This is a genomic window from Pseudoalteromonas sp. S3785, from assembly GCF_005887365.1.
GTDB lineage: Bacteria > Pseudomonadota > Gammaproteobacteria > Enterobacterales > Alteromonadaceae > Pseudoalteromonas.
The window spans coordinates 1-17,284 of the sequence record NZ_PNCT01000051.1; the positions used below are offsets into that span (position 1 = coordinate 1).

The 17,284-nt window shown below is 40.9% G+C and carries 14 protein-coding genes; 13 read left to right on the plus strand and 1 reads right to left on the minus strand.

Annotated features, from left to right (window positions below; translation table 11 throughout):
- Positions 1-629: 629 nt before the first annotated feature.
- The 5 genes from CWC17_RS12840 to ihfA all read left to right on the plus strand — a co-directional run bounded on the left by CWC17_RS12840 (position 630) and on the right by ihfA (position 6,163).
- Positions 630-1,685 carry a DUF2066 domain-containing protein gene (locus CWC17_RS12840; protein WP_138613246.1) on the plus strand — a complete coding sequence of 352 codons (1,056 nt, stop codon included), beginning with the start codon at positions 630-632 and terminating at the stop codon, positions 1,683-1,685.
- Complete coding sequence (gene hda / locus CWC17_RS12845) at positions 1,685-2,395, plus strand: DnaA regulatory inactivator Hda (RefSeq protein ID WP_171037686.1); 711 nt, start codon at positions 1,685-1,687, stop codon at positions 2,393-2,395. The genes CWC17_RS12840 and hda overlap by 1 nt, the downstream gene beginning before the upstream one ends.
- 82 nt (positions 2,396-2,477) lie before the next feature.
- Entirely contained in the window at positions 2,478-3,458 is a 981-nt protein-coding gene (pheS, locus tag CWC17_RS12850; RefSeq protein WP_138613248.1) for a phenylalanine--tRNA ligase subunit alpha, read from the plus strand.
- A 15-nt stretch (positions 3,459-3,473) separates the two neighbouring features.
- Positions 3,474-5,861 (plus strand): phenylalanine--tRNA ligase subunit beta, encoded by a 2,388-nt coding sequence (gene pheT / locus CWC17_RS12855; RefSeq protein WP_138613250.1) that lies wholly within the window; start codon positions 3,474-3,476, stop codon positions 5,859-5,861.
- 2 nt (positions 5,862-5,863) lie between these two features.
- Entirely contained in the window at positions 5,864-6,163 is a 300-nt protein-coding gene (ihfA, locus tag CWC17_RS12860; protein WP_002960690.1) for an integration host factor subunit alpha, read from the plus strand.
- An 86-nt stretch (positions 6,164-6,249) separates the two neighbouring features.
- Here ihfA and CWC17_RS12865 read toward each other — a convergent pair whose 3' ends face one another.
- The gene (locus CWC17_RS12865; RefSeq protein ID WP_055016230.1) at positions 6,250-7,050 is read right to left on the minus strand and encodes a DUF2989 domain-containing protein; all 801 of its coding nucleotides are present in this window, start codon (positions 7,048-7,050) and stop codon (positions 6,250-6,252) included.
- Between the two features lie 174 nt (positions 7,051-7,224).
- Here CWC17_RS12865 and CWC17_RS12870 point away from each other — a divergent pair, with 174 nt between their 5' ends.
- The 8 genes from CWC17_RS12870 (at position 7,225) to CWC17_RS12905 (ending at position 17,246) form a co-directional block, all read left to right on the plus strand.
- Positions 7,225-8,667, plus strand: a complete 1,443-nt coding sequence (locus CWC17_RS12870; RefSeq protein WP_055016231.1) for a glyceraldehyde-3-phosphate dehydrogenase — start codon at positions 7,225-7,227, stop codon at positions 8,665-8,667.
- Between the two features lie 200 nt (positions 8,668-8,867).
- Positions 8,868-9,995 (plus strand): M14 family metallopeptidase, encoded by a 1,128-nt coding sequence (locus CWC17_RS12875; RefSeq protein ID WP_055020318.1) that lies wholly within the window; start codon positions 8,868-8,870, stop codon positions 9,993-9,995.
- A 157-nt stretch (positions 9,996-10,152) separates the two neighbouring features.
- Positions 10,153-11,820 (plus strand): alanine/glycine:cation symporter family protein, encoded by a 1,668-nt coding sequence (locus CWC17_RS12880; RefSeq protein ID WP_138542523.1) that lies wholly within the window; start codon positions 10,153-10,155, stop codon positions 11,818-11,820.
- A 59-nt stretch (positions 11,821-11,879) separates the two neighbouring features.
- The gene (locus CWC17_RS12885) at positions 11,880-12,206 is read left to right on the plus strand and encodes a hypothetical protein (RefSeq protein WP_055016234.1); all 327 of its coding nucleotides are present in this window, start codon (positions 11,880-11,882) and stop codon (positions 12,204-12,206) included.
- 1 nt (position 12,207) lies between these two features.
- Positions 12,208-12,489: a YeaC family protein gene (locus CWC17_RS12890; RefSeq protein WP_138542522.1), complete on the plus strand. Its 282-nt coding sequence runs from the start codon at positions 12,208-12,210 to the stop codon at positions 12,487-12,489.
- Complete coding sequence (locus CWC17_RS12895; protein WP_138613252.1) at positions 12,479-15,160, plus strand: DUF349 domain-containing protein; 2,682 nt, start codon at positions 12,479-12,481, stop codon at positions 15,158-15,160. The genes CWC17_RS12890 and CWC17_RS12895 overlap by 11 nt, the downstream gene beginning before the upstream one ends.
- A 93-nt stretch (positions 15,161-15,253) precedes the next feature.
- Complete coding sequence (locus CWC17_RS12900; protein WP_138542520.1) at positions 15,254-15,811, plus strand: YceB family lipoprotein; 558 nt, start codon at positions 15,254-15,256, stop codon at positions 15,809-15,811.
- A 115-nt stretch (positions 15,812-15,926) separates the two neighbouring features.
- Positions 15,927-17,246, plus strand: coding sequence for an ABC1 kinase family protein (locus CWC17_RS12905; RefSeq protein ID WP_138613254.1), 1,320 nt, complete (start codon positions 15,927-15,929; stop codon positions 17,244-17,246).
- Positions 17,247-17,284: the final 38 nt, after the last annotated feature.

Here is a 17,284-nt window from a genome sequence, read left to right on the forward strand (position 1 = left end):
GTCTGTAAGAAAGTGAAAATATTAGCTATCAGCCGTCAGTTATCAGCTGCACAGCGTCAACCTGTACTTTGTAGCGTGGGTTGAGTATCACGAAACCCACGGGTAAAAGAACGCGACGACCACCTCAGTGCTCAGTGAATCCCATTAAAAAACATTAAGAATACTTTGCTATGTGGCTCACTACCTCTGTGGGCACCACGACATCGCCAGGCGCCAAATACAAGCAAGCCCGACTAGTAATAGTTGGTTTTTTTTACGGTTGCAGAAAAGTAATATTTAGCACTTTCTTCTCTAAAGCGTAGCGTCTCCTAAGCGCAGCGCCTCTTTGTGAACCGTGTTTTGGCTATCAACTGCATTTAACAATGATGACATTCCATTTCACTTTGGCTTTATACCGCTATAGGCTCTACGACCTCGCCAGGCTCAAATACAAGAAAACCCGACTAGTTCTTTATTCGCCTCACCAATAACTATCCATTTTACATATAGCTAAGTAGCAGTTTGTTTCTGTATTTAAGCTTTAAGATAAACAATATTTATTCAACATAGCTAGATTACAAATATAATTTTGCTTTGTTAGTGGCTTTGATTTAGGATCAAAATAGTTTAAAACCAAGAACTAATAGCCAGTGTATAGATTATTAATTAGTGTCATATCATTTATATTTTGTTTCTCTGTATCGGCAGTTGAAGTAACTGATCTGTATCAAGATATATTAAAAGTAGACGATAAAAGCCGAGACACGCGTTTGGCCGCTAGCCGTAAAGCATTACTTAATGTTTTAGTAAAGGTAAGCGGTGATGAGTCTGCTGATCAAAATAAGCTTGCTCAGCAGCGTACCAAAAATATTTCAAATTACATGCTTAAATTTGAATATGATGAAAAAGCAAATGGTCAACTTAATTTAGTCGTTAAATTTGAAGCGCGTAAAATTAATGAGCTAATTAAAGAATTAAATTTACCTCTTTGGGGTGTTCAGCGACCACTGGTTGCCATTTGGTTAGGCATTGAAGACAACAGGCGTAGAGAACTCGTAACCCAAGAAAGTTACCCTCAGTTAGAGCAACTTATATATGACAAAGCTGGACGGCGTGGTTTGCCCGTGGTGGTACCGCTATTGGATCTACAAGACAGACGTTTAGTTGGGATCCCCGAGGTGTGGGGCAACTTTTCAGGGCCTGTTGAAGAGGCGTCTCGACGTTATAGTGCAGAGCGAAGTATCACAGCAAGAATGTATCAAGAGCCTGACAGTGAAACTTGGATTTTAGACTGGCGTTTCACTAATGATGATTTATTCGATTCAAACCGACTTGAGGGTGATAAACAACAAATTGTAGGCGAGATGATAGATAGTTTAGCGTTGGGTTTAGCCAATGAATACGCTATCGACCCTAATGCGTATTATGAACAAGCTGCGGCTACGCTTACCTTAAAAGGCACTCAGAGCTTTGTCGACATTGAACTTGCAAAACGCCGTTTACAAAATTTGAGTGTCGTAACGCAAGCAACGATTATGCGTAAAACTCCTGAGTTTGTTGAGTTTAAGCTTAACCATACTGGCAGTGTGGCAGATCTGAAAAAAGGCCTTGGGCTTGATAGTGCATTTAAAGACTATGTTGACCCACGTGCATTTTACCACGTTGTAGATAAAAATAGTCTTGAGTATCAATGGGTCGGTGAGTAATGTTAAGCGCTGAGCCAATGCAAATGGCGCTGCCGGTCACCCTGCCTGACGATGAAACATTTGCTTCTTACTTTGGAGGGGAAGACTCATTAGAGGTAAATCATCTCAAGGCGAGCTTTTCAAAGGTTGCCAATAAATTTCAATACACCTATTTGTGCGGGTTGGGTGACTCTGGTAAGTCCCACTTGTTGTACGCAACCTGCATTCAAGCCCAAGAGCGTGGTTGGTCGAACATGCTTTTATCTATGCGCGAAGTTATCGACTTTGGCCCTATGGTACTAGACGGTTTAGAAGCCCTAGACGTATTATGTATTGATGATGTGCACTTAGTTGCTGGTAATGATGCGTGGGAAAAAGCCCTTTTTAACTTTTTTAATCGCTTTAACGAGCCAGGTAAAATGTTGGTAGTAACGGCTGATTTACTACCCGATATGTTAAATATTAGCTTACCTGACTTAGAGTCTCGCTTAAAGTGGGGAACCACTTTTCAAATTCGTTCAATGAGCGACGATGATAAAGCACAAGCACTTGTTAAGCGTGCGCATATGCGTGGGCTTGAACTAAGCGATGAATGCGCGCGCTTTTTATTAACGCGCTTGAGCCGCGATATGCGTGCTTTATTAGACGTATTAGACAAATTAGATCACGCATCAATGGCCGCACAACGAAAATTAACAATTCCCTTCATAAAATCAACGTTAAAGCTGTAGTAGGTCTAGAATCTAGACCCTGCTTTCAGTTATCATTACTCAACAAAATTGTAATCACCTTCTTTGAAAGATCAGGTATCGAATGAACTTAGAAAATATTTTAGCGCAAGCACTTGAGGCTGTTGCCAGTGCCAGTGAAATCGCGCAACTAGAAGAGATCAGGGTTAATTACCTTGGTAAAAAAGGCGAAATCACAAGCTTACTTAAAACACTGGGTAAAATTGCGCCTGAAGAACGCAAAGAAGCAGGCCAAGTAATTAACCAAGCAAAGCAAGATGTACAACAAGCAATTAACGAAAAGCGTGAGCTTTTAGCAAGTAAAGCGCTTGAAGAAAAGCTAGCGGCTGAAACAATTGATGTAACTTTACCAGGGCGCATAATGCCAACCGGTGGATTACACCCAGTAACGCGCACAATCGAGCGTATAGAAAGCTTTTTTGGTGAACTAGGTTTTGCTGTTAAATCAGGCCCAGAAGTAGAAGACGATTTTCATAACTTTGATGCGCTAAATATTCCTGAGCATCACCCCGCACGTGCTGATCACGATACCTTTTATTTCAACCCTAAATTAGTGCTGCGAACGCAAACAAGTGGTGTGCAAATCCGTACTATGGAAACAGAGCAGCCACCACTGCGAATTATCTCGCCTGGTCGAGTATATCGTAACGATTACGACCAAACGCATACCCCAATGTTTCATCAGGTAGAAGGTTTAATGGTTGATACTGACGTAAGCTTCACAGAGCTTAAAGGTATTTTACACGACTTCTTGCGTAACTTTTTTGAAGAAGACATGGAAATTCGTTTCCGTCCTTCATTCTTCCCATTTACAGAGCCTTCAGCTGAAGTAGATGTTATGGGTAAAGACGGTAAATGGCTTGAAGTATTAGGTTGTGGCATGGTCCACCCTAATGTACTTAAGTCAGTGGGTATTGACCCAGAAAAATACACCGGTTTTGCTTTTGGTATGGGCGTAGAGCGCTTGACCATGCTGCGCTATGGCGTAAATGACTTACGTGCATTTTTTGAAAATGACTTAAAATTCCTAAACCAGTTCCGTTAAGAGTGAAAATATAAAATGAAATTTAGTGAAAAGTGGTTAAGAGAGTGGGTAAACCCTGCTATTGATACGCAAGCTCTTTCGGAACAGCTTTCTATGGCTGGCCTTGAGGTTGACGCAGTTGAGAGCGCCGCAGCGGATTTTAACGGCGTAGTCGTTGGTGAAGTAGTAGAGTGTGCACAGCACCCAGATGCAGATAAACTTCGCGTTACTAAAATCAATGTAGGTGGCGATGAGCTACTTGATATTGTGTGTGGTGCGCCAAACTGTCGCCAAGGCATTAAAGTAGCAGTTGCAACAGTGGGCGCTGTTTTACCGGGCGACTTTAAAATTAAAAAAGCCAAATTACGCGGTCAGCCATCTCATGGCATGTTGTGTGCTTTTGTAGAGCTAGGTATTAGCGAAGAAGGCGATGGCATTATGGAATTGCCAAGCGATGCGCCAATTGGTACAGACTTGCGCGAATACTTAGGCCTAGATGACAACATAATTGATGTTGACTTAACGCCAAACCGTGGTGATTGCCTAGGTATAAAAGGCCTTGCACGCGAGGTCGGTGTATTAAACAGTGTTGATGTAAACGAGCTACAAATTCCAGTTGTTAGCGGCACAATTGACGATAAAGTATCTATTGAGCTTGTGAACGAAGATGCATGCCCTCGCTACCTTGGTCGCGTGATAAAGGGTATTAACCTTGATGCAGAAACACCACTTTGGATGGTTGAAAAACTACGCCGTAGTGGTATTCGCTCAATCGACCCTGTTGTTGATGTTACTAATTATGTATTACTAGAACTTGGCCACCCAATGCATGCATTTGATTTAAATGCAATTGAAGGGGGTATTAAAGTACGTAATGCTCGTGCAGACGAAGAACTCGTATTACTTGATGGCAATACTGCAAAACTGAATGAATCAACACTTGTGATAGCTGATGATAATAAAGCGCTGGCGATTGCTGGTGTTTTTGGTGGCGAGCAATCAGGTGTAACAGAAAAAACCTCTGATATTTTATTAGAAAGCGCGTTTTTTAATCCGGTAGCAATTGCAGGCCAAGCCCGTAGTTATGGCTTACATACCGATGCATCACACCGCTATGAGCGTGGTGTTGATTTTACCCTTCAACATGATGCAATGGAGCGCGCAACCGCTTTATTACTTGATATTGTTGGCGGTGAAGCAGGACCGGTTGTAGAAGCTGTGGCTGCTGATAAACTACCAAAAGTGACTGAAGTACGTCTACGTCGTGCACGTTTAGACCGTGTAATTGGTCATCATATTGACGATGCAAAAGTGACTGATATTTTGACTCGTTTAGGGTTAGACGTTAAGTTTGAAAACGATAGCTGGAGCGCTGATATACCAAGTTACCGTTTCGATATATCTATTGAAGAAGACTTAATTGAAGAAGTTGCGCGTGTTTATGGTTACAACAGTATTCCAAATGTTGCCCCAACTGCAAAGTTAAAAATGACTACGCATGATGAGTCAACCATTGCGCTAAGTAAGTTTCGTAATACGTTAGTGACACGTGGTTACCAAGAAGCAATCACGTACAGCTTTGTAGACCCTAAAGCACAAGCTATTATACACCCGCAAAGTGCACCGCTTATATTGCCGCACCCAATTTCAATTGAAATGTCGGCTATGCGTGTAAGCTTAATGCCAGGGCTTTTAGCATCGGTTGCGTATAATCAAAACCGTCAACAACCACGTATTCGTTTATTTGAACATGGCCTTAAATTTATTAGCGACGACAGTGCAGAAAATGGCTTGCAACAAATCCCTGTGATTGGCGGTGTGATCACAGGCCTTGCACATGGTGAGCATTGGGTTGAGCAAAAACGCAACGTTGATTTTTACGATTTAAAAGGTGATGTTGAAGCCTTATTAGCAATCACCAACGATACAAGCCGTTTTGAAATTAAAGCAGAGCAGTCAGATGGTTTACACCCGGGCCAATCAGCGGTAATTTATGTTGATGGTAAAAAGGTAGGATTTTTTGGTGCTCTTCACCCTCAGGTGCAAAAATCGTTAGATATCAATAACGCAACTTTTGTATTTGAAATAGAAATGTCTGCAATAGAAAAAAGAAATTTACCGCAAGCTGTAGGGGTTTCAAAATTCCCTTCAAATCGCCGCGACATCGCGATTTTAGTGGCTGACAGCGTTAATTCAGGTGATATTTTAAGCACAATAGAAAAAGTTGGCGGAAATCAATTGGTTGACCTAAACTTATTCGATGTGTATAAGGGCAAAGGTATTGAGCCAAATTATAAGAGTTTGGCGATTGCTCTAACACTGCAGGCGGTTGATAGAACACTCGAAGAGAAAGATATCAATCTGGTAGTTGATAACGTGGTGGCCACATTGGCCGAAAAGTTTAATGCATCGTTGAGGGACTAGATATGGCGCTTACTAAAGCCGACATAGCTGAACACCTATTTGAAAAGCTCGGGATCAATAAAAAAGATGCCAAAGATTTAGTTGAAGCGTTTTTTGAAGAAATCCGCTCAGCGCTTGAAAAAGGCGAGCAGGTTAAGCTCTCTGGATTTGGTAACTTTGATCTTCGTGATAAAAAAGAAAGACCAGGCCGAAACCCGAAAACAGGAGAAGACATCCCTATTTCGGCGCGCCGCGTGGTGACCTTTAGACCAGGTCAAAAGCTTAAAACCCGTGTAGAAGTGGGTACAAGCAAAGCAAAATAAAAAAGGGCAGCGAAAGCTGCCTTTTTTATTTAAAACCTTAGGGTTTCATGTTTTAAAAACATGATTAATGCCAGGGTTTTGCTTACCTAAAACTCTCGCGGTGATACAAACTCACCGTTTTGTATTTGCTCATACGTTTGTTGGGCAAGTGTATCGAGTGCATCTAAATTTTTACCATCACTCATTAGTTGGTGCTCTATTGGTAATAAATCTATATTTTCTATACCAGCGCTTTGCGCCACTTTTGAAAAAATGTAAGCGTGTTTATATTTATCATGCTTATAAAACAAGCTAATTAACGAGGTATACACTTCAGGGTTTGGTTGTTGACCTTGTTTATTTAGCTCAAGCGTTTTGTAGAGCAAATCAATCGTTTTTTCATCATCAAATTTAATGTAATAAGAGGCAAGATAAAACTGCATCTCTGCGCTATTGGTGACGCTTTCGTCATTTTCCATTGCAAGCAAACGTGTTAGTGCATTTTGCTCATTGTTACGCGACCAATGATAGTAAAGCAAACCAGGGTGGTTTGTGTTTTTTGTGTCTTGATAAAGGCGGGTCATTTCTTTAATACTAGTAAGTTGGCCTTCTATGCGCGACGTCGTTTTAGACTTTAGTTTAATATGCTCAATTTTTGCGGCTAAAGTAATACATTGATTATACGATTCAAACCCTTTTAGTAATTGGTATTTGTTTTCATCTGTGGGTTTTTTATATTCAATATAGCGTTTTAAAATAACCTCAGAACGCTCATTTTTACAATGGCTATCTTTATTTAAATCACTACAAAAGCCAGGTGTTTCCTTACATACCTGAGCGAGAGTCAGTGGCTCTTCGCATCCTGTTAACGCGAGCAATGTGAGTATTGCGCCTGCTCTTAAAACCATTCCTTAACCTCAAATGAATATATACATTACCATTCTAGCGCAATCATTTGTCCGCTAACAGTAGAGAATAACTTTAGATTACCTTAGAATAGCCCTGCCTGAAGTGCATTACTCTCAAAATCGAATGCATTTTTATAGGCTATCCGTTCAAAATGATTAAATTAGGTAAATAAAATGACCTCATCTCACGAATTAGAATACACAAATAGTTGGCAAGAACGTCAAGATTACGCTGAAAGCATGCAACCTATTATTGGTAAGCTTTATCGTAACCGTGGCATAGAAATCGCTGTATATGGCCGTCCTCTCGTTAATGCCAGTACTATCGATATTATCAAATCACATAAAACTGTAGCTCAATTTGAAGGCACTAAATTACGTTTACGCGAAAGCTTTCCGTTTTTAGAAGCGATTAGCAAAATGGAGTTAAATTCAGCACGTATTGATATTGGTAAACTGGCTTATAGCTATTTGTACAGTGATGCTGCTAATGGCCGCACAGTTGATGAGTTTGTAAAAGACGAATTAGCTGAGATAGCCGACTCACCAGCCAAAGAGCCGCGTGATGTAGTGCTTTACGGTTTTGGTCGTATTGGGCGTCTACTAGCGCGCTTATTAATTGAAAAATCAGGACCTTATGCCGACTTACGTTTACGTGCAATTGTAGTACGTGGTGGTAAAGAAGGTGACCTTGAAAAACGTGCAAGCTTATTACGTCGCGATTCAATTCATGGCCCATTTAATGGCTCAATTACCATTGATAAAGAGCGTAATGCAATTAAAGCCAATGGTAGCTACATCCAAGTGATTTATGCTAACTCGCCAAGCGAAGTTGATTACACTGCTTACGGTATCGAAAATGCACTTGTTGTAGATAACACTGGTATTTGGAAAGACGAAGCGGGCCTTGGTCAGCATTTAGAGTCTAAAGGCGCTGCAAAAGTATTATTAACAGCACCGGCTAAAGGCAACATTAAAAATATTGTTTACGGTGTAAATAACCAAGACATTAAGCCTGAAGATAAAATTGTATGTGCAGCAAGCTGTACCACCAATGCGATTACGCCAACTTTAAAAGCATTGAACGATAAGTTTGGTATTAATAACGGCCACGTAGAAACCGTGCACTCTTACACAAACGATCAAAACCTTATTGATAACTATCACAAAGCAGAGCGCCGTGGACGTGCCGCAGCGCTTAATATGGTAATTACCGAAACAGGTGCAGCTAAAGCAGTATCTAAAGCCTTACCAGAATTGGAAGGTAAACTAACAGGTAATGCGATTCGTGTGCCTACACCGAATGTATCGCTAGCTATATTAAACTTGAACCTTGATAGCAGCACAACGACAGAAGAGCTAAATGCGTTTTTACGTGAAACAGCATTGCACTCAGAATTGCGCGACCAAATCGACTACACCGCATCAACTGAAATTGTATCGACCGATTTAGTGGGTAGCCGCTATGCGGGTGTGGTTGATTCGCAAGCTACCATTGTTGAAGGTAACCGCGTTGTATTATACGTATGGTACGACAATGAATTTGGTTACAGCTGCCAAGTAGTACGCTGTATGCGCGATATGGCTGAAGTGGCTTTCCCAAGCTTACCTCGCTAATATAAACGCAATTATACTAAGCCAGCTTTTTTGCTGGCTTTTTTAGTCGCGTAATATTTTTAAAGTGTACCCTGTGTGGTAGGCTTTAATTATTGAGATGTGTACTGCGGTTATCCCGTAATTATGCATTTTACTATTTATAAAATAGTGTCAGTTCTGCAAGTGAAGCAGATAAACTTATTCTACCTTAAGGTTTTTTCATGAAAATCAGCAGCAATTTTGATAGTGGTAACATAAAGGTTATCGAAGCCACCGATCCGCTAAATATTCAATTAGAAATTAACAATGATCACCAGTCTGAATTTTATCAATGGTTTCACTTTCGCCTTGAAACAACACCTTATCAATTGCATAAGTTAAACATTAATAATTTAGATAAATCAGCTTACCCCGATGGCTGGGAAGGTTACCAAGCGGTTGCCTCGTACGACCGTCAAACCTGGTTCCGTGTGCCTTCAAATTACGAAAATGGCACACTTACGTTTGAGCTAGAGCCTGAGTGCGGCAGTGTTTACTTTGCTTACTTTGCGCCTTACAGCTACGAGCGTCATTTAGATTTATTAGCGTGGGCACAAAGCGAAGAGCTTTGCCAACTACAAACATTAGGCGAAACACTTGATGGCCGTGATATGAGCGTGCTTAAAATTGGTCAGCCTAGCGAAGATAAAAAAACAATCTGGATCACAGCACGTCAACACCCAGGCGAAACAATGGCAGAGTGGTTTGTAGAAGGGTTATTACACAAATTGCTAGATGACGAAGACCCGCATGCCGCAGCACTATTATCAAAGGCTGTGTTTTATGTAGTACCAAACATGAACCCAGATGGCAGCGTACGTGGCCACCTTCGTACTAACGCAAAAGGCGTTAACTTAAACCGTGAATGGCAAACGCCTAGCATGGAAAATAGCCCAGAAGTGTATTTAGTGCTTAATAAAATGCGCGAAACTGGCCTAGACATGCATTTAGATATACACGGTGACGAAGCAATCCCTTATAACTTTGTGGCAGGCAGTGAAGGTATTCCAAGCTACGATGACCGCTTAAAAGACCTAGAAGATAGCTTCAAAGCAGCGCTACTTACTATAACGCCAGAGTTTCAAGATGAGCACGGTTACGATAAAGACGAGCCGGGCAAAGCTAATTTAACGGTTGGCTCATCTGCAACAGCAGAAGAGTTTAAAGCACTTACTTACACAATTGAAATGCCGTTTAAAGATAATAACGACTTACCAGACCCAGATTACGGCTGGTCAGACCGCCGCTCGTATCAATTTGGTCAAGATACTTTAGCGGCTATCGTAAATGTCGTTGATAAATTAAGATAAATTAGTATAAGGTAGGGGCAACATTAAATGTTGCCCTTTTTTATTACAAAATTAACAAATAATAAAAGTGTGCAATAGCTTAGTTATCGTATTACGTAACTCTCAATAAGTAATAAACAATCAACAGTCTCAAATAAAATAATAAGAGGTATTTAGCGTGGATGCATTCGGACAACTTTTAGATAGCCTAGATGGCATGTTAGGGGGCGCAGTGTGGTTCCCCTACGTGCTTTTAGGTGTTGGTCTATTTTTTACTATTTATTTAAAGTTCCCACAAATTCGTTATTTCAAACATGCGTGTAAGGTGGTTACTGGTAAGTTTGATAAAAAAGGCACCGAGGGTGATACAACCCATTTTCAAGCACTTGCTACTGCGCTCTCTGGTACCGTAGGTACAGGTAACATTGGTGGGGTAGCATTGGCTATTTCTATTGGTGGCCCTGCAGCATTATTTTGGATGTGGATGACGGCTTTTTTTGGTATGACCACCAAATTTGTAGAAGTTACGCTTTCACATAAATACCGCGAAAAAACACAAGACGGCACCATGGCGGGCGGTCCCATGTATTACATGGATAAACGCCTAAATATGAAGTGGCTAGCTATTTTATTTGCTGTTGCTACTGTAATTAGTTCATTTGGTACAGGCAGCTTGCCACAAATTAATAATATTGCGCAGGGTATGGAAGCTACATTTGGTTTTGCCCCTATGGCAACCGGTGCTGTGTTATCTATTTTACTTGCGTTGGTTATTTTAGGCGGTATTAAACGTATTGCTGCAATTACATCACGTGTAGTGCCCATTATGGCTGTTATTTACATTGTGGGTGCGTTAGGGGTTATTTTTTACAATGTAGAAAACATTGGACCTTCGTTTGCCTCAATATTTGTTGATGCTTTCACTGGCTCTGCTGCAGCGGGTGGCTTTTTAGGCGCATCTTTTGCGTATGCATTTAACAGAGGTGTTAACCGTGGTTTGTTCTCGAATGAGGCGGGTCAAGGCTCAGCACCCATTGCTCACGCATCGGCAAAGGCAGATGAGCCAGTGTCTGAAGGTATGGTGTCAATTTTAGAGCCGTTTATCGATACAATCATTATTTGTACATTAACAGGCTTAGTTATTTTATCGTCTGGCGTATGGAACGAAAAATTCGAAACGCATTTTGAACGATCGTCAATGAGCATTATTAAAGGTGACTACTCAGAAACTAACGAAGCCCAGCGCCAAGAGCTGTACAATTACCTAAATGGTAACGAGAGCAAGGTAGAGCTATTTAACGGCAATATTAATGTGGTTAATGGCGAGCCGGCAAGTAATGGTTTTACCGTATTACATTCTCGCTCAATTGGTGAAGACATCCGTTTTGGCCTTACCGAAAAACATAAATACACAGGTATTGTTGAGGTTAAAAACGGTATGCCAACGGATGACAGCATAAGTTTAATTGGTAAATCGTTAGTGCATTCAGCAGAGCTGACTACTAAAGCCTTTACACGTGGCTTCTTTGGCGATAGTGGCCAATACATAGTATCGATAGGCTTATTGTTATTCGCGTTTTCTACAGCTATTGCATGGTCGTACTACGGTGACCGTGCCATGATTTATTTACTCGGTAATCGCTCTGTTATGCCGTATCGCGTATTTTACGTTGCGGCGTTCTTTTGGGCGTCGTTTGCCGATACTACTTTAGTGTGGAAATTAGCTGCCGTTGCAATTGTCGTTATGACCTTGCCCAACTTATTTGGCATTATGTTATTGCGTAAAGAAATGAAACAATCCGTAGATGACTACTGGGTTAAATTCAAAAAAGACAACGAGCAATAAAACAAGTACAATAAAGGGCGCCGCAAGGCGCTTTTTTTATGCGTAGTATGGAGAGTAGTATGGCGATTATTCATTGCCCCAAATGTGCAAAATCAATTTCAGATAAACATCAGCAATGTCCACATTGCAATAGTAACATTGGCGCACTTAACTCTGAGCAGGTACAACAGCTTCAGCGCGAACAGCGAATTAAAAAACAGCAAATGTTTATGAACCATTCTTTCTTGGCACTCATACTATTTTTAGGTGGCTTTTTTTGCTTGTACTTTTTACAACCCGCAAAAGAAACCCTTGAGTGGTACGCTTATACAGTTGCAATTGGTATTGGCTGTATTTGGTATTTAGTAAACCGCGTTATTTTAGTGACTCTAAAAAAGAAAAGATGACATGAATATTGACAACCTTGTACAAAATATCACCCCCGAATTATTTGAGCGTTTACAGTATGGTGCTTCAACGGGTAAATGGCCCGATGGCACGCGGCTTTCTGATGAGCAAAAGCAACAAACGGTGCAACTTGTTATGCTTTACCAAGCTAAAATAGCGCAATCGAACGAGCAATTTACTATTGGCGCTAATGGCGAAATGATCCAAAAAACAAAAGCACAATTACAAAAAGAATTTAAATCTGAAAACGAAATAGCTAGGTTTAGTGAACATGATCTTTAAACACCTTTTTACACCTAAGTGGAAACACCCAAAGCAACAGGTTCGTCTAGACGCGATTGAAAAACTTGATGTAGAGCGCGACGCATCAATTTTAAGTTCATTAGCACTGGAAGATAATTCAGCCGAAATACGCCGTAAAGCACTGCAAAAAGTAAATAACTTAGCACTGTGGTGGAAAGCTTATAAACAAGATCAGGTGCTAAAAGATGTAGCTGAAATACAAATTTCAAATGCTGTGTTAAATAACGAAAGCGCACTGAGCACACAAATTAAAAGTGAGTATATAGACCGTTTTGCGCCAGTTAAAACGCTTGAAAAACTCGCCTTTGCTGAGAAAGAGCTGCAAGTACGCGTTAAACTTTTAAAGCGCTTAGCAAATCCTAAATTAATTGAAAAAGCATTTAAAGAAGGTAGCGAAGAGCTTCAAAGCCAACTTGTAGAGCTAGTTATAACGCATCAACTTGTTAAGTCATTAGTAAAACATGCTAAGGGTGATGCAAAGCAGCAGCTAGAGCAACATAGTGAGAACGAGCGTTTAGCGATAGAAATGCCTGCTCAGGTAGAAAGCGCAACGCGCGTTATTTTAGCAAAGCTAAACGCACTGCGAGATAAAAACGATTACGCCATAGTAAACCCACAAGCCGGTGAATTAATGGCGCAGTGGCAAGCGCTTGAGCTTAAATGGTTAAGCGAAGATCACGTTAAAGAGCTAGATAAAAAATACATCAGCATTACTGATAAACTCGATGCACATATTGCAACACTAAAAGCACAGCACGAACAACAGCAGCAGCGTTTAGCAGAGCAACAGCGCCAACTGCTTGCACTGGCAACGTTAGAGGCGCTAAGTGAAGAAATTGAAAATGCATTACAGTTAGGTTTAGAAACCCCTGAGCAAATTCAGCAAGATTGGCTAGAGGCAAAGGTAGCACAGGCTAAGCAGACGTTAACCGATGCGCAGCACGGCGATAATGCCCAAACTAAACAGGTTATTATTAAGCTTGAAAAACTATTCAACCAAGTAGCTAAATTACCCGAGCTTAGTAGCGCAATTGCGCAATTTAAAATTGCGTTTGATGAGCTAAAAGCCATAGAGCCAGCGCAGCAGCTAGCCGATTACGACGATGTTTTAACTCGTTTTAATAACGCATTTAAAGAAACTCGTAGCCACCTAAATGTGCTAGATGGGGCATTGCAGCAAAACTTTAAATCGCAATTAAATGCGCACAAAAAACAGTTTTTAGCGCAAATGAGTGAGCTGACAAAACCGCTTGAAAAAAATCAAAGCACCGCTAAACGAAAAGCCCGCGATGTAAAACGCCTTATTGAACAAGGTCGCTTTAATGTTGCATTTGGTGTATTTAAAGGCTTTGAAGAGTTGTTTGATAAATTAACACCGCAATTTCAGCAGCCACTTGTAAACTTAAAAGCCGATTTAGAAGCGCAACTTGCAGAAGCAAAAGATTGGCAAAAATACGCGGCAGCACCAAAACGTGAAGCCTTACTTGAAGAAGTGGCAGCGTTAGTCGACCAACCGTGTGACGACCCACAGCAGCGTGCTGAACAAGTTAAAGCGTTTCGTAAGCGTTGGAACGAGCTTGGCCGTTTAGATACAGAGCAAGAAAAGCAACAAGGTGAGCAGTTTGATAGCAACATAGAGCTGTTGTTTGCACCGTGTCGTAGTTACTTTGCTGAGCAAGAAGTGGCGCGTGAAGCGGCAAAAGCTCAGCGTCAGACCCTGATAAACGACATGCAAACACTAAGCGAGCAAGACACCGCTATCGAAAGCTTTGACTGGAAGCAATTTGAAAGCCAATACAACCGTTTAAATAAAGCGTGGCGCAGCGTAGGTAAAGTTGACCCTAAAACATACCGCGTATTAAATGAAAGCTTTAAAGCACAGCAACAAACTGTATTTGCTATATTAAATGCGTATCATAAAGATAACGCTACACAAAAAAGTGCCTTAGTGGAGCGTGCCTCAGTGCTTTCGCAAAGTGAAGATTTAGCAGCAGCATGCCAAGAGCTAAAGCAATTACAACAGCAATGGCAAAGTATAGGTTTTGCAGGTTTAAAAGCTGAAAATGCGCTATGGCAAAAGTTTCGTCAGTATAACGATGAAACCTTTAGCAAACGTAGCAGTGAGTTTGAGCAGCAAAAGCTGGCTCAAAACGAAACAGATAAACAAGCAGCAATAGAGCTGGCCGAGCTAGAAAATGCCCTTGAGCAAGTAAATCAAAAAGCCCAATTGCATGATCTTGAAACCAAAGTAAAAGGCTACGCACAATATAAATCGCTGGCGCCAAAAGTTGCAGCATTATTAAGTGCGATTGAAGAAAAGCTCGCTTTACTTACAAGCCAAGCACAACGCGCTAATTTTGAAGCACTTATTGATGCACTTGAAAATAACGATGTATTACCAAGTCAGTTTCAAGCGCCACTTGCAACGTCGCTAAGTAGTGAGCAACTTATTACAAGAATGGAAATTCTTGCTAATGTAAGCTCGCAAAATGCAGCGCTTAGAATGGCAGAGCAAGTCGCCATGCTTGATGATAAACACCGTGGTGAGCATGCTGATTTAAACTATTATTTAAAGCAGTTATTAGCGCTCAGTAAGGGTTCAGTTGAGCCTGACACACTTGCTAAAATTAAAACGATTTTCGCAGCATAATATGTAATTTGCCTGTATTAAATACGGGTATTGCATGATAAAAGCCGCTGTTTAAGCGGCTTTTTTATAATTAAAACGAGGATAAAGGTGAGCATGAGAATTTTATTACTGTTTTTAACCACATTACTTTTAAGCGCGTGTAATTCTACACAAGGCGTGTCTGTTTATTCATTTACCAGCTCAGAGGTAGAAAGTGTACTAGGTAATCAACTGCCTAAGTTAAGCGAAAAGGTGAGCTTAATGGGCTTGCCCGTGCAGTTTGATGTAAACGATTTAAGTGTAGATATAGGCCCCGATAACCGTGATGTTGTGGTGCTAGGCGCTGATTCAAGTGCTGAGGTAAATGCTTTTGCCCTAAAATACCCAGTACGCTTAAAGTTGCAAATAGAAGGGAGCCCGTTTTACGACAGTGAAAAAAAAGCCGTGTTTTTACGCAATATTAAACTACTAGATTCAAGCGTGGATGCAGGGGGTTTTAAAGGTAATTTAGCGGCACTTGATAATGAGGCTATGGACGTTATAAACGCCTTTTTAGCGGTTAACCCTGTTTATACATTAAATATGGATGACCCTAAAATGATGTTGTTAAGTAAATTGCCCCTAGATATGAAAGTAGTAAAAGGGGCCATTAAATTAGTTCCGCGACTTTAATGAACAGCACACCGATTACGGTAGCTTTACCCCTAAACGGTGCTTTTAATTAGATCGAGCACAGTAAAACGTACGTACTAATTAGCCTGTTTCCCAGGCTAATTAGGTTTTTATAATGGCAGCTTCTCGCAGCATACCCACCTCAAGACTCTCACGATTTGCAAAGCTTGGCTCTTTAGCCGGGGGTGTAGCAACCAACATGCTTATAGATGGCACCAAAAGTGCGCTCTCTGGTAATGGTTGGGATAATAAAGCTTTACTTTTACAACCTAAAAACATAGCAAAGCTAGCTGAACAGCTTTCACACCTGCGTGGGGCGGCCATGAAGCTAGGGCAATTACTATCTATGGATGCGGGCGAGCTATTAAGCCCAGAGCTCGCCCAACTACTCGCATTGCTTCGTGCTGATGCAAACCCAATGCCGCATAAGCAGTTAATTAAGGTACTAAAAAATGAATGGGGTGATGATTGGCTTGAACGTTTGTCACATATTGAACTTAGCCCCTTTGCAGCGGCTTCTATTGGTCAAGTGCACTTAGCTTATCAAGAAAATGGCGAAAAGCTGGCGGTAAAAATTCAATACCCTGGTATAGCGCAAAGTGTGCACAGCGATGTAGATAATGTTATTGCACTTTTAAACATTACTCGTTTAATCCCTAAAGAGCTTGATATACAGCCACTAATAAATGAGGCTAAAGCGCAGCTACTTGCCGAGGCTGATTATGAACGCGAAGCACATTACCTTAAAAAAGTGGGTAAATTGCTAAGCCAGCATGTTGAGTTTAAAGTGCCTAAGGTATATGCCGCTCATAACACTAAACGCATTTTGGCAATGGAGTATGTACAAGCCACGCCTATAGAAGCGCTTAGCAATTTACCCCAAGGTGAGCAAAATAACATTGCAGCGAACCTCATAGATTTATTTTTTAAAGAAATGTTTGAGTTTAAGCTAATTCAAACGGATCCCAACTTTGCTAATTTTCATTATCAGACTCAGAGTAAGCAAATTGTGTTATTTGATTTTGGGGCAACCCGAGAGATTTCGAGTGAGTTGAGCAAGGCCTACCTGTCACTATTTATTGCAGGCACCGAAAACAATAGGGCGGGCGTGTTAAATGCAGCACGCGAAATAGGTTACTTTCAAGACTCCATACTCGATTCTTACAAAAGCCATGTTATTGATTTGTTTTTAATGGCGTGTGAGCCGCTAAGAGACACGGGTGAGTTTGATTTTAAAAACAGTCCCTTAGCAACAAATATTAAAAATGCAGGGCTTGAGCTGAGCGCACAGTCGCAGCAATGGCATACACCACCGGTCGATGCGTTGTTTATTCATCGTAAGCTGGCTGGGCTTTATTTAATTGCGACTAAGTTAAATGCAAAAATAGATATTAATACTTTATTTAAGCCTTATATTAAAAGCGACTTTATTTAACTGTTTAGCGCGTGACTTTATGACATAATAATCGTGGT